Raw genomic sequence first — 13,951 nt, 5'->3', positions numbered from 1 at the left:
GAGGGCGTAGGGGCCATCCCCGCGTGCGCGGGGAGCAGGTGTGCGGATCGCGCGCGGGCGCCGCACCTACGGGACCATCCCCGCGTACGCGGGGAGCAGTACTCGACAGTGACTGTCAAGTGACTTGATGGAGGACCATCCCCGCGTACGCGGGGAGCAGTGGGAGCCGGCGTCGGCGATGACCTCGGTGGGGGACCATCCCGCGCGTGCCGGGAGCAGGGGCCGCCGAACGGAGTGCTCGACGGCCTGGGGGAACAACCCCGCGGGCGCGGGGAGCAGGCGGATGCTCCACCCCGTCTCCGGGGCGGGCCCATCCCCGCGCGTGCGGGGAGCAGTGGGCGGTCGCGTACTCCGGCAGGGGCCGGGCGGGCCCATCCCCGCTCGGGCGGGGAGCAGGTCTGGGCAACCAGGAGGTCGAAGATCGTCTGGGGGCCATCCCCGCGCGTGCGGGCAGCAGGGCTTCCGGCGAAGGTGCGGGGGCGCGGCCACGGGGCCATGCCCGCGCGGGCGGGGAGCAGTTCGAGTCCGGACTCGAGGATGCCGGGGTCGCGGGGCCATCCCCGCGCGGGCGGGGAGCAGACCGGGTCGGTCGGGCCGAACGGGCGGACCTTGGGGCCATCCCCGCGCGTGCGGGGAACAGGACAACCCGGCCCTGATCAACAACCTGGCGATGGGACCATCCCCGCGCGTACGGGGAGCAGATCTCCCCCTCGGGAACGTAGAAGCCGCGGTAGGGGCCATCCCCGCAGACGCGGGGAGCGGGGGTGGGGACGGTCGAGCGTCACCACGTCGCCGGGGCCATCCCCGCGTGCGCGGGGAGCAGGACCGCACGAGGACCCCGGTGCGGCGGGCCCGGGGGCCATCCCCGCGTGTGCGGGGAGCAGCTCGGCCTCGAGATCGACGCCGACCACGTCGCGGGGCCATCCCCGCGTGCGCGGGGAGCAGACTTCCTGACCTGCAAATCTGCACGCTGCCGACCCGCTCCCAAGCAACTTTCACCGAAACAGACATACCACCCAGAACCCCTCCCCCGTAACCCCGAACAGCGACCCAAGCGACCGAACTCCAGAACAACCCGCACGAGCAGACAGCAGACGGCTCGCCCGGCAGCCGGCCGTCGAGGGGGCCGGCCCCGCGAACGCGGGGAACAGGCCACGGACGGGGAACGGGTAACCGGCGTGGTCGGACCATCCCCGCGCGAGCGGAGAGCAGCGCAGGACCACCTTGATGTCGACGTCGGCGTGAGGGTCATCCCCGCACGTACGGGGAGCAGCTGATGCCGTTGGCGTACGACAGGCCCTTGGGTCCATCCCCGCACGCGCAGGGAGCAGACTTTCTGACCAGCGGTTCTACCTGGCGTCGGCCTCCTCCCCAGCGACTTTCACCGAAACAGACAAACCATTTCCAGGGGCCACCCATGGTGAGCCTCGTGGTGAGGAAACCCGAGCATGGTGAGTTCGATGGTGAGCATGGTGGTGAGTACCCCCGAGCAAGGTGAGCTCGGGGACGAGCGACCACAGATGAACCCCTCCCGCACTCACCACACCCACCGGCCCCAGCATCCCCAGAGGGCCCCACCCCCGCGCGAGCGGGTACACCGTCCACGTCGCGGTCCGAGGTCCATCCCCGCACGAGCGGGGAGCAGGAGGACATCCTGGAGGACCAGGCGCGCGCCAAGGGGCCATGCCCGCGCGTCCGGGGAGCAGAGGTCCGGGAAGGTGAAAGCACCTCGGGGGTTGGGACCATCCCTGCGCGTGCGGGGAGCAGCGGTCCGCCGCATCGCTCCACGCGGACGCCGGTGGACCATCCCCGCGCGCGCGGAGAGCAGCGCCACCAGGTCGTCGAAGACCTGGGGGGAAGCGGGTCCATACCCGCGTGCGCGGGGAGCAGTCTCCGGGTCAGCACCGCTGGTTCCCCGACTGGAGACCACCCCGCAGGCAGGCGCAAGGAGCTGCTGATGCCGCTGCCGGCGCCCGTCTCAATGTCCTTGGCGTCATACCCCCTGCACGGGAACCGGGCCGCGGCTAGACGGTTCAGCATCGCAGCCATCGGCGGCACAAGCCCCAGTCGGCCACTGATTCGAACTTTCGGTTCTCGAGCGATTCTGGAAGTGCCCGTTGTCAGTCCCCGGATCGATGATCACGGCATGAGTCTGACTAGCGAACTCAGCAATCCCCACTCGACAGTGTCGCGTTTCATGAACGCGCACCTGCCCGCCACCGCACAGGTGACCGCGGACCTTCGCGGCCGGCTACCGCTGCGTCCCGTGACCATCAAGCCGCAGAGCGCTCACCGGTTCGACTACCGCAGCCTGGGCCGCGCCATCGACCGTCGCCTGCGCGTGGCATTCGGCTCCCCCCTCGACGAAGCGCTGAAGGCAGGGGTCCTGTACGCCCCCATCGATGTGGCGGAGGCGTCCACGCCCGCGGCAGGCGCCGCCGTCCGCGCCGTGGGGGCGGCCCTGCTGGACGAACTGCAGACACTGGCCTCGGCCGCGAACGGCTTCACGGCCCTTGAGCGGCAGGAGGAGGAGAGGCTGGCCCGCCTGTGCTTCGTCGCATCACACTTCGAGGAGGTGTATCGGGCCGGACTCAGGCCAGGCAACCCCCTCACGAACGTGAAGCCCGGGGCGATCCTCGATGACCTGCTCGGCGAGGTCCCCTCCTACGTGCCCGAGGACATCGGGCAGCAGATGAAACTGGCCGAAGCCGAGGAAGCACTGGGATGGGCAGCCACCCTGACGGCAGATCAGCGTATCTGTGCCCCGGTCTTCTCAGGCAGCCTGGATGTCAAAGGCGCTGACGCCGACTACATCCTCGACGGCCGCCTCATCGACTGCAAAGCCACCATCCGTCCCGACCGCATCGGCGAAAAGAAGGAAATCCACCAGCTCGCCGGCTACCTGCTCCTCGACTACGAAGACACCTACGCACTGAACCGGGTCGGGCTCTACCTCGCCCGGCAGGGACGACTCCTCACGTGGACCACCGAGGAATTCCTCCGCCTCCTCGGCGCCCGCCGGCCCATCCCCAAGCTGCGTGCAGCCTTCCGCAAGGCACTCACAAACCCGCAGCCGCCCCCGCCCCCAAACCCCACCAGCACCACACAGACCACCCTCTTCGACTGACACACACCCACAACACCAGAGCAGCGCGGAAGGCGGGAACGACACCCCCGCCTCCCCCGCCCTCAGACCCCCCGTACACCCAGGCGACCGGGCCCACCCCCACCTGTGCAAGGAACAGGCAGGCATGGCACCGGCATGTGTCGAACCGGATGGGCCCATCCCCGCGCGTACGGGAAGCAGCAAAGTACGACGACAGGCTCCACGACATGGCGGGGGCCATCCGTCCCCCGCGCGGGCGGGAAGGGGGGATGCAAAGCCGACGCGTAAGCCGGAAGAAAGGGCCATCCCCGCGCGGGCGGGGAGCAGGGTGCAATCGTCCTCTTCCTCGCCGGCGACCTGGGTCCATCCCCGTAGACACGGGAAGCAGCCCCGTTCCTGTTCGACGAGCCGGCCGACCCTTGGACCAGGAGCAGAGGCCGGGCAGGGGCATCAATCACGCGGTCCCGGGACCATCCCCGCGGAGGCGGGGAGCAGACAGTGGCGAGGTTGTTCATCTTGCGGTGCATGGGTCCATCCCCGGGTGCGCGGGGCAGTTGGGTCCTGGTCGTCGGACGCAGGGCTCGGGCCTGCGGCAGCGGGGGCGGGTTCAGGCCCAGAATGCGTCGGTGACGGTGATCTGGGGCTCGGCATGGCGTCGGATGAAGGTGTAGACGAGCCAGCCCCGGCCACCGGCGACATCCGCGATGTGCGGCCCGCCCGGGCGGGTGGAGGCCAGCGGCCGGACGGTGATCCAGTGCGGGAGCGCGGCGTCGGCATCGATACCGCGGAAATAGGGATCCGGGGCGGTGATCAGTTCGGCACGGGCGGCAAGGAACAACTGCCGGCCATCAGCGGGCATGGAGTCCAACGTCCGGCGGGCCTCAACCGTCCAGTCCATCTGCCACGGCGGGACCGGCGGGTCGTGCGTCACTCCCCCGGCTCCGCCTCTGCCGCCGCACGCCGCAGACGGCTGTACTCGGCCAGCAGGGCCGCCGACTCCCGAGGATCCTCAGCCTTCCCCGCACGGGCCTCGAGATCGTTCAGATGCGCCTCCAGAAGAGGGTCGCGGGCGATCGCGTACTCCGTCCACCACAACCGCATGAACGCCGGCACAGGAGTCAGACTGAAAGCATCCCCGATCGCACGCCGCCAGTGAGACTCGAAATCCGGCAGCAGATGCGGAGCATGCTCCGAGATCGCCAGACGCAGAGCCTGAGGACTACGTTCCGGCATCGGCGGAATCCGACGCGGGTCCTCCCCGCCGGGACCGTCGAAATGAACGGGTTGCGCTGTCATGACGAAAAAATCTCCCAGATCCGCACAGCCGACCCTACTCAGGCCACATCCCGGCCACCGGCCGCGCCCGAGGCCTGCTCCACCAACCACTGGTAGTGCTCGAACCACTCGGCCGGCACCAGATATGCCAGCGTCCTGCCCTTCCGCGTGATCGCCGCAGCCTCACCCGCGATCCGCGTACGGTCCAAAATCTCCCCCATACCCTTACGCAGATCAATCGTCGAATACACCCTCGGCTCCATACCCACCACCCTAACCCCCAACTATCACAGTTGCCATACTTCCGGGCCCCCTCCCAACCCCGCACGGGCGGGGAGCAGAACGCCTCGGGCGGCCGCGCCGGTATCGCCACGGGGCTACCCCCGCGGGCGCGGGGAGCAACCCGCATTGTGCAGGGCCGTGCAACGCGTTGGTGGGGCCATCCCCGCGCGCGCGGGGAGCAGGCGTCCCGCTGCCCCTCCGAGGGAAGGATGTTGGGTCCATCCCCGCACGAGCAGGGAACAGTTTGCACGGGCCTTCTTGTGCAAAAGGTAGCCGGGACTATCCCCACACGAGCGGGCAGCAGGCGAAGGTGCCGTCACCCTGCACCCTCACCGCGGGGCCATTCCGCGCGAGCGGGGAGCACAGGATCCCCATGTGCTCCGGGGAGAACACGCCGGGGCCATCCCCGCGCGAGCGGGGAGCACCATCAGCTCGACGATGTTGGGGTCAAGGGGCCAGGGTCCATCCCCGCGGGCGCGGGGAGCACTCTTCCTGACCAGCAGTTCTACCCGACGCCGCCCCGCTCCCAAGCAACTTTCATCGAAACAGAAAAAACACCCACGCCCATCTCCCGCCCGAGACCAGCCCGCCACGCCTCCACCGGCGACATCAAGGGCGACGTCCGCGGCAAGGGACCATCCCCGCGTGCGCGGGGAGCAGTCCACCGGCTCGAGGGTTTCGGTGACCGCCTCGGGACCATCCCCGCGTACACGGGGAGCCGTGAGCACGAGGATCCCCACACGAGCGGGGAGCAGATGAAGCCTGAGCAGTCCCATGACGGGTTGCCGGGTCCATCCCCGCGCGAGCGGGGAGCAGCAGCGTGACCTGCCGTTCTACCCGACGACCGCACGCTCCCAAGCAACTTTCACCGAACAGACAAAACGCCTCAGAGGCCTGGAGAACCGCCCATGGTGAGCACCGTGGGGAGCAACCCCGGGCATGGTGAGCACGATGGTGAGTAACCAAGCTGACCGCTCCCCCACTCACCACACCCACCGACAGCGACTCAAGCGACCGAAGAACCAACACCACCCCACCAGGCCCCGGCTCCAGCACCCATACCCAAAGAGCACGGTGCAGCCGAGACCATCCCCGCGCGAGCGGGGAGCAGTCGGCGCCGGCCCCGTGGCCCTTCTTCACCCCGAGGCCATCCCCGCGCATGCGGGGAGCAGGGGCGGGATCACCCGCAGGTCCCATCCGGCCCGGGGCCATCCCCACGCGGGCGGGGAGCAGATGGTCCTGGACCACGTGCCCATCGGCATGGGGGGCCATCCCCGCGCGGGCAGGGAGCAGCAGGTGCTGTCCCTCAACGGTTGTACCGCCGTGGGGCCATCCCCACGGGCGCGGAAAGCAGTAGCGCCACGCCTGCTTGCCGAAGTTCGTCTTGGGGCCATCCCCGCGGGCGCGGGGAGCAGTCCGGCGGACTCCGGGTCAGCCGATCGAGTTCGGGGCCATCCCCGCGGGCACGGGGAACAGTTGCCCTGGTTCAGGTCCTGGAACGGAGCCGCAGGTCCATCCCCGCCCGGGCAGGGAACAGTTCCGCACCGCGGTCAACGCGGACCGGGTGATGGGACCGTCCCCACACAAGCACGGAGAAAGACAACCAGTCCCAGCCGCTCTACCGCGACCCGGGACCACCCCCCACGCACGCGGGAAGCAGGGGCGAGGCCCTGGAAACTGGCGCCGACGTCGGGACCACCCCCGCGCGCGCGGGGAGCAGTGCGGGAGGGGGCGGGGCCCGCGGTGCGTCGCGGGACCATCCCGCGCGGGCGGGGAACAGGCGCCCGCGGGCTCCAGCTTCTTGGTGACCGGAAGACCATCCCGCGCGGGCGGGGAACAGGACGCGGACGCGAGCATGACGGCCACGACCTTGGGACCATCCCCACGCGGGCGGGGAGCAGCGCTCACCGGCCGGCGAGCAGGTCACCTCCTCGGGACCATCCCCGCGTGTGCGGGGAGCAGTTCACCGGGGTCGGTGTGGGGGTGGGGTCCGGAGAACCAGCCATGGTGAGCCCCGTGGTGAGCAGCCCCGGGCATGGTGAGTTCGTTGGTAAGCACGGTGGTGAGTACCGCCGAGCTCGGTGACGAGCGACCATGACGACCTCTCCCCCACTCACCACACCCCCGACCGCAGCACCGACAACCCCCGGCCGCAAAAAGCAGAAGCCGGAGACAGCTGGCGGACGCGTCCATCCCCGCGCGGGCGGGGAGCAGTCCCGGTCGAGGAGGCTGAGGTCGTAGCGCGCGGGGCCATCCCCGCGCGGGCGGGGAGCAGGCAGCCGTTCCGGCGTCCCATCCGGGGCCCGGGGGGCCATCCCCGCGCGGGCGGGGAGCGGGACGGGTGCACGATGCTGCTGGGGCCGTCGTCGGGGCCATCCCCGCGCGGGCGGGGAGCGGACTTCCTGACCTGCAGTTCTACCCGACGCCGCCCCTCTCCCAAGCAACTTTCACCGAAACAGACAAAGCGGCCCCAGGGGTCCAGAGAACCACCCATGGTGAGCACCCTGGCGAGCAATCCCGGACATGGTGAGTTCGGTGGTGAGCCCCATGGTGAGCACCACCCCCGAGCGTGGTGACCTCGGTGACGATCGACCACTGTGACCTCTCCCCCATTCACCACACCCACCGACCACAACCGCTGCCGAGCAGGAGGGTCCATCCCCTCAGGCGCGGGGAGCGGATCGGTGTCCACTCCGTCTTCGGGGCGTTCCTGGGCCCGCCCTGCAGGGGGCGGGGAGCAGGTCTCGGAGGAGATCCGGATGCTGTAGCCAGGAGGAGCATCCCTGCGCGAGTGGGGCACTGGCGCCACCTCTCCATGGGGTGCCGGTCGGGGCCATCCCCGCGCGTGGCAGTGACAGCCGGAGGGCTCAGGGCGGGAAAGAGAGCGGTCCGTTCAGCCACTCGATCCCACCACAAACCGCAAGAAGTGTACACTTCTGTCATGAGTGAGACTCTGCCGATCACCGAAGCGCGAGCGAAGTTCGGCTCGCTGGTCCGCCGGGCGTCCCACGCCCGCGAACGCATCACCATCACCGACCACGGCCAGCCCGCAGCCGTACTCATCAACCCCCAGGAGCTCGCCGACCTCGAGGACGAGCTCGCCCTGGCCCGCTACCGGCAACGGCAGTCCGACGGCGCCGCCACGGCCGTCCCGCATGACGACGTCCGCGCCCGGCTCGGCCTGCAGAGCGCGTGACCTACACGATCGTGTGGGACGAGGCCGCCATCAACGCGGCGGCCCACTTCCTCAAAGACGACCCCGAAGGCCTCCGGCAACTCATGGACGCCGTCGACCTCCTCACCGACCAGCCCCGCCCCGAAGGCACAACCCCCTACGGCTCCCCCGACCTACGCCGCATGCACGCCGGCCGCTACCGAGTCCTCTACGAAATCACCGACACCACCGTCACCATCGTGATCATCCACATCGGCCGCCTCGGCTGACACACCCAACACACCAAAAGCCGCACCCGCACCGACAGAACCATCCCGCAAACGCGGGAAGCAACCGGCGCCATGAAAACGCCGCCCACGGGCGGAGACAGATCAAGACGTGGAGCCCCTGCAACCGACAGCGGGACCCCCACGGACACGGAGCGCAAGGGGCCGACGTCGCATCGCGCGCTCGCCCGCCGGTAAGGGGAGCAGGGGCAGATCGCAATCGGAGGCGTTCAGCACGGCGGGACCATCCCCGCGGGCGCGGGGAGCAGGCCACGTAGATCAGTACCGGCTGCGCTCGGGGGGGGGGGACCATCCCCGCGCGTGCGGGGAGCAGCTTGACGTTCCGTCGAGTGCGGAGGTCCGGAGGAGCCATCCCCGCGTGAGCGGGGAGCAGGACATGGTGAGGCTGTTGTCCCGGGCGCGCCGGGGTCCATCCCCGCGCGTGCGGGGAGCAGACCTTGTACGGGCCGGCGAACATCGCAGCCTCGGGGCCATCCCGGCGCGTGCGGGGAACAGAACTCGTTCGGCTCGTTCGTCCGGTCGTAGGCGGGACCATCCCCGCACGAGCGGGGAGCAGGTTCATCCTGCTGCCTGCCACAGTCCGTTCTCGGGACCATCCCCGCCGGCGCGGGGAGCACCCGGTGACGGGGCGACGGGGTGCATCACCGGTTGCATCACCGGTCGGGTCCATCCCCGCGGGCGCGGGGAGCAGCGGTTCATCGAGGAACACGGACAGGCTCTGCGGGGACCATCCCCGCGGGCGCGGGGAGCAGGGTCTCCTCGAACGCGCGGCCCCAGAGGGCGGGGGACCATCCCCACGCGGGCGGGGAGCAGCCACCCGGCCGCGCGAACCACAGCGCCAACGTGGGTCCATCCCCGCGTGTGCGGGGAGCAGCCGGTCCGTCGCTCGCTCGCCAGTCCTGTGGTGGGTCCATCCCCGCGTGTGCGGGGAGCAGCTTTTGCATGCCTGCCAACAGGCCGCGCCGTCGGGTCCATCCCCGCGTGTGCGGGGAGCAGCTTCGCCTCACTTTGGGGCAAAGTCTGGGGGAGGGTCCATCCCCGCGTGTGCGGGGAGCAGCCTTCCTGACCAGCAGTTCTACCCGACGCCAGCACGCCCCCAAGCAACTTTCACCGAAACGGACAAAACACCCACCGCCCCTCCTCCGCCGGACGCCGTCGAGGCGGGGCCGCCATCCCCGCGCGGGCGGGGAGCAAGGCACCTGTGAGCTGCCGCAGGTCCGTGCCGTGGGTCCATCCCCGCGGACGCGGGGAGCAGAGGCGCGGCAGATCACCCAGGCCTGCGGCCAGGGGCCATCCCCGCGGCGCAGAGAGCAGCCGGCCAGCCGCATCAGCGCGGAGCTACCCGTGGTCCCCGCGCGAGCGGGGAGCAGGTGCCGTCCAGGAGAACGTACGCGCGGGTGCCGGGTCCATCCCTGCGGGCACAGGGAACAGCACATCTCGTGCGGCCCGTGGAGGGGCCCATCTCCGCGCGAGCGGGCAGCGGAAATCGCTTGGCGCGATTGGCAGCCTCCGCGAGGGACCGTCCCCGTACAGGTGGGGAGCAACAGGCTCAGGACGCCGAAGTCTTGCGGTGGAGGGGGCTGTCCCGCAGTCACCCCTTCGCGGTGCGATTTGGAGTAGCCACGCTCGCGCGGCGTTCTGGGCTAGAAACTCGGCTGGGGTCTCAAGCGGGGTGGCTCGCGTCGGTGTGGCTCCGCGCTCGTTTCATCAGCGGCGGCTGGGCAACCGCGCACGCCTTCCGCTCCACGAGGGGCTTTCTGCGCGACGCGGTTGCCGGACGGCCAGATCTCCCTGGCACGTTATCCCCACGGTGGTGGGGCCGAAGGCCAGAATCTATGAACTCTTGGCCCATCCCCGGCCGGGCCGGAGGTGAGCAACGTTAGTGGCAGGAACGTTCGCCCGTGATCGCGCTCTGGGTTGTCTCACCTGGACAGCCCAGTCGTTTTGTCGAGAACGAGACCGAGGGGGCCGCTGACGCATGTGCCGTCGGCTGGGTCGAACAGGGCGACGCGCATGTGCCTCAACGCGGGCGCGGTGTGCGCCGGCCATGTTTCCGGAGCAGGGAGGTGGGTCTTCTCTCGGGTGAACCAATGGGCCGGGATGGACAGTGTGTTGAGGAGCAGGTCCTTTTGCTGCTGCCTGCGTGCGACGCTGTCGGGGGTGTGGCGTGCCAGGTCGGCGCGGAGATGTCCGTCGGGGTCGTAGGTGAGGGTTCCGTCCGTCTGGCGGTAGAGGGCGACGGCGTTCACAGACGGGTCACCGAGCCGGGAGACTGCCTTGATTCCGTTGACTCCGCCGTCGTCGCCATCGCCATGAGCATCCCCGGAAACGAGTCCGGCGACCTCCATCGATGCTCCTCTGCGGGTGAAGGGCTCCAGGGCATGTGCGCCGCATCGGCTCTCTTCGTCGGCGAGGGCGAGCTGCCACCTTTGCCACGTCCGGTCGAGGGTTTCTCCCAGGATTCCGGTCGCTGTCTGTCGGGGTCCGTACACGGCTTCGATCAGGTCGGTGGTGTGGGTGGGTGTGGTGATGCGGACGGTGCCGTCTGCGCGGGTGCGCAGGTTCAGGGCGTTCCAGGTGGCGAGGAGGGTGTAGGGGGCGTAGACGTATCCGTCGAGGTTGCCTGCGGGTCGGCCCTGAAGGCGGTTGGGTGTGTCCAGTAAACGGCTGATCCAGTTTCTGTAGTGGTCAGTTGGCGGCCGGGGTGAGCCGGCCTTCGAAGGCGATCTGGAAGGCGTTCAGGGGTGCCTTCCAGCGCATGGTCCACCGCTTTCGGCCCTTGCCGGTCGGGTCCAGAGACATGAGGGCCATGTAGACGCACTTCATGGCCGCGGCCTCGTTGGGGAAGTGTCCGCGCGCCCGGACGGCCTTGCGGATGCGGGCATTGACGGACTCGATGGCGTTCGTCGAGCAGATGACCTTGCGGATCTCGACATCGAAGGAGAGGAAGGGTACGAACTCGGCCCAGGCGTTCTCCCAGAGCCGGATGACCGCCGGGTACTTCTTGCCCCAGGCTTCCTGGAACTCGCCGAACCGCTCGGACGCGGCGGCCTCGTTCGGGGCCGTGTAGACGGGCTTGAGCGCCTTGGCGATCTTGTCCCAGTCCTGGCGGGCCGCGTGCCGGAAGCTGTTCCGCAGCAGGTGAACGACACAGGTCTGGACAATCGTTCGAGGCCAGACGGCTTCCACCGCCTCGGGCAGGCCCTTCAGCCCGTCACAGACCAGCATCAGGACATCGTCGACGCCCCGGTTCTTCAGGTCCGTGAACACGCTCAGCCAGTACTTCGCGCCCTCGCCGCCGTCACCGGCCCAGATCCCCAGGATGTCGCGGTGGCCCTCGGCGGTCACGGCCATGACGACGTAGATGGGGCGGTTCGCGACCTGCCCGTCCCTGATCTTCACGTTGATCGCGTCCACGAACAGCACCGGATAGACGCGGTCCAGCGGGCGGTTGGACCATTCCGCCATCCCGTCCATCACCTTGTCCGTGATCGTGGAGATCGTGGCCTTGGACACGCTCGCGCCATAGACCTCGGCCAGGTGCGCGGAGATCTCCCCGTGCGTCAGCCCCTTCGCGGACAGCGACAGCACCATCTCGTCCACTCCGGACAGGCGCCGCTGCCTCTTCTTCACGATGGCCGGCTCCAACGTGCCCGCCACATCCCGGGGGATCCTGACCTCGACCGGGCCGACATCCGTCAGCACCGTCTTCGCCCGCGTTCCGTTGCGGCTGTTGCCGCTGCCCCGACCTTCGGCGTCGTGCTTGTCGTAGCCGAGGTGATCGGTGATCTCGCCTTCCAGGGCGGACTCCAGGACCCGCTTGGTCAGCTGCTGGAGCAGCCCGCCTTCCCCGGTCAGCTGCAGACCTTCGCTGCGGGCCCGGTCCACGAGCATCGCGACCAACTGCTCGTCACTCGCCGGCACGGCCGCCGCCGGCTCGCTGCCCGGTATCTGCTCGATGGTCGTGTCGCTCATCTGGCGTCTCCTTGATCATCGGATCCGCCGATCATTGAACACTCCCGGGACGAACGGACACTGATCACCTCAGGAGGACGGAACTACGCAGGACCGTCCGAAGTGTTCCAAGCGCCAACAGCCCTCGTCCCGAGAACTCCAAGATCCCCGACAGAGTCGCTCAGTAACGTCGCATCAACGTTGCGGTCAAGAACCCCAGAAGCCCCACCGAACCCGCTCGGCAGGGCTTCATCTACGGTATTAGACCTCCCGGATAGTCGAACCTATCGAGTGCCGGAAAGACTCAAGCGAGAACCGATATAGGGATAGTCTCTCTTCGCATCGTTCACTGTGAGTCGGTTACAGATCATACGGGTAGAGCTGAATTTCGGGAACGCGGAAGGAGATGACGCTCTCCGCGAGAAGCTCCGACCTTCGATTCGTGATTTCAATCAGAAGGATGTCCGATCCCACTCTGATCTCTACAACCGAATCTTCACCATCGTCGAATCTGACAACTGATCCTACAATGAGGGTCGCAGACTCTACCCCGGTGACCTCCGACAGAGAAGTGATACCCGAGGGGACCGCATCCCACTCTGCTACCTCCTCCGGAACTTCGATTTCTATATCGAAATTTCCCAGGCCAGCAGGTTTCGTCCCCATCCATCGCCCAGACGCAACGCCAGACTCGCAACTGAAGCGAACGATTCCCCGCGAAGGATCCAAGACCTGCAGAACTTCTACTCTCATTGCTTCGCCCCCAATGGCACTCGCTGCATCGTGTTGCCGACAGTCCACGTGTTTGTCTCGGAGTCCCAATCCCATGTCTCCATGTGGAAGTGGAACTTCGTAGGCTTACTGTTCATCTCGTGATCCCCCATCCGGATGCTACGGCGTCCATCGGCAGAAACAAGGCGGTTGGGATCCACCTTCCCGGTTCGCGGGTGAATATTAGTGTACGGGCCAGGACCCAAGAAATCAGTCCACGCGTCGTAGGCCTGTGAGGCCTTTAGGGGCTTGGCGGCAACGACTTCCGGAAGGTTCACGACTGTTTCTTCGATTACCTCGCCCCGCCCCGCGCGGGTGGCTGCCACTGCACCGACCGCGCTGCCGACGGCGGCTCCGCTGCCAGCGGCGGGGCCTGATGCGGCTTCGGCGATACCTTCGGCGCATACGACCCAAGCCGCCAGGCAAGCAGGGCCCGCTACGGCGGCCACAGGTGCAACCGCGACACCGATGGCAATGGCTACTGCGCCTCCGAGAAGGACCTTCTGCCAGGTGGCGAGCGGACCGCGGTCGATGCCCAGAGATACGCGTGGGTTGTAGTTGGGGTTGCTCCCCATCGCGTACCCGGTGAAGGGTGCGGCTTCCTTTCTGATCGGGATCGGGTCGGGGCCCTTGGTGAAGTGCTCGACCTTGATGGTCTTGCCGATGGTCACCGTCGTCCGCAGGGTGACGGAGGAACCGTCCTTGAATGTGATCTTCTTGTCGTTGTGCTGTGTGTAGGTCCAGTTGCCGGGCCCGCCGCTCCAGCTCGCCTTGTTCTTGCTGAGGTACGCGCTGTCGGACGGTCCGCCGGCCTCGGTGATGATCTCCTTGAGGCCTGTGGGGTCGGAGAACGTCGTGGGCGCGTTCCGGGAGTACGTGTAGCCGTTGACCGACTCATGGGTGTCCGGCGCGAGAATCGGATCCACGGAGATGAATCGGCCGATGACCGGGTCGTACTCGCGGGCGCCGATGTGGGTGAGGTCGGTTTCCTCGTCCTGGGGTTTGCCTAAGGGTTGTCCCGTTAAGGATCTTGGAGTCGCCGGACGTAGCGGCTCACCGTGCCGCGTGTGACCTATCCGGCGAGGGCGAGGTTGTGTAGAC

9 protein-coding genes are annotated in these 13,951 nt (G+C 68.4%); 3 read left to right on the top strand and 6 right to left on the bottom strand.

Features of this window, described 5'->3' with window-relative positions; genetic code table 11:
* The first annotated feature begins 2,146 nt into the window (after positions 1–2,146).
* Entirely contained in the window at positions 2,147–3,127 is a 981-nt protein-coding gene (locus tag ACIGHB_RS30960; RefSeq protein WP_399917676.1) for a hypothetical protein, read from the top strand.
* Between the two features lie 586 nt (positions 3,128–3,713).
* Here the strand turns inward: ACIGHB_RS30960 and ACIGHB_RS30955 are convergent.
* Genes ACIGHB_RS30955 through ACIGHB_RS30945 form a run of 3 tightly spaced genes read right to left on the bottom strand, consistent with a single transcriptional unit; the run spans position 3,714 to position 4,632 of the window.
* Positions 3,714–4,037, bottom strand: a complete 324-nt coding sequence (locus ACIGHB_RS30955) for a hypothetical protein (RefSeq protein ID WP_399917674.1) — start codon at positions 4,035–4,037, stop codon at positions 3,714–3,716.
* Positions 4,034–4,402, bottom strand: a complete 369-nt coding sequence (locus ACIGHB_RS30950; RefSeq protein ID WP_399917672.1) for a hypothetical protein — start codon at positions 4,400–4,402, stop codon at positions 4,034–4,036. Before ACIGHB_RS30950 ends, ACIGHB_RS30955 begins: the two co-directional genes overlap by 4 nt.
* Positions 4,403–4,440: 38 nt before the next feature.
* Positions 4,441–4,632, bottom strand: a complete 192-nt coding sequence (locus ACIGHB_RS30945; RefSeq protein ID WP_399917670.1) for a type II toxin-antitoxin system Phd/YefM family antitoxin — start codon at positions 4,630–4,632, stop codon at positions 4,441–4,443.
* A gap of 2,972 nt (positions 4,633–7,604) precedes the next feature.
* Here ACIGHB_RS30945 and ACIGHB_RS30940 point away from each other — a divergent pair.
* Positions 7,605–7,859, top strand: a complete 255-nt coding sequence (locus ACIGHB_RS30940; RefSeq protein WP_392335872.1) for a type II toxin-antitoxin system Phd/YefM family antitoxin — start codon at positions 7,605–7,607, stop codon at positions 7,857–7,859.
* On the top strand, positions 7,856–8,107 hold the full coding sequence (locus ACIGHB_RS30935; RefSeq protein WP_399917667.1) for a type II toxin-antitoxin system RelE/ParE family toxin: 252 nt from the start codon (positions 7,856–7,858) through the stop codon (positions 8,105–8,107). The genes ACIGHB_RS30940 and ACIGHB_RS30935 overlap by 4 nt, the downstream gene beginning before the upstream one ends.
* A 1,940-nt stretch (positions 8,108–10,047) precedes the next feature.
* Here ACIGHB_RS30935 and ACIGHB_RS30930 read toward each other — a convergent pair.
* The 3 genes from ACIGHB_RS30930 to ACIGHB_RS30920 form a co-directional block, all read right to left on the bottom strand.
* The gene (locus ACIGHB_RS30930) at positions 10,048–10,473 is read right to left on the bottom strand and encodes a hypothetical protein (RefSeq protein WP_399917665.1); all 426 of its coding nucleotides are present in this window, start codon (positions 10,471–10,473) and stop codon (positions 10,048–10,050) included.
* 340 nt (positions 10,474–10,813) lie between these two features.
* Entirely contained in the window at positions 10,814–12,100 is a 1,287-nt protein-coding gene (locus tag ACIGHB_RS30925) for an IS256 family transposase (protein WP_399917663.1), read from the bottom strand.
* 728 nt (positions 12,101–12,828) lie between these two features.
* Positions 12,829–13,951 (bottom strand): RHS repeat-associated core domain-containing protein (locus tag ACIGHB_RS30920; protein WP_399917661.1); only part of this gene is annotated, 1,123 nt, incomplete at its 5' end.

The organism is Streptomyces sp. NPDC085460 (genome assembly GCF_044541975.1).
Lineage (GTDB): Bacteria > Actinomycetota > Actinomycetes > Streptomycetales > Streptomycetaceae > Streptomyces.
This window is presented reverse-complemented; position numbering and strand designations above follow the sequence as displayed.

What these genes read in the sequence shown, in the direction of transcription:
- ACIGHB_RS30960 (WP_399917676.1), top strand. Translation starts at nt 2,147, where the DNA reads ATGAGTCTGACTAGCGAACTCAGCAATCCCCACTCGACAGTGTCGCGT.
- ACIGHB_RS30950 (WP_399917672.1), bottom strand. Translation starts at nt 4,402, where the DNA reads ATGACAGCGCAACCCGTTCATTTCGACGGTCCCGGCGGGGAGGACCCG.
- ACIGHB_RS30940 (WP_392335872.1), top strand. Translation starts at nt 7,605, where the DNA reads ATGAGTGAGACTCTGCCGATCACCGAAGCGCGAGCGAAGTTCGGCTCG.
- ACIGHB_RS30930 (WP_399917665.1), bottom strand. Translation starts at nt 10,473, where the DNA reads ATGGAGGTCGCCGGACTCGTTTCCGGGGATGCTCATGGCGATGGCGAC.
- ACIGHB_RS30925 (WP_399917663.1), bottom strand. Translation starts at nt 12,100, where the DNA reads ATGAGCGACACGACCATCGAGCAGATACCGGGCAGCGAGCCGGCGGCG.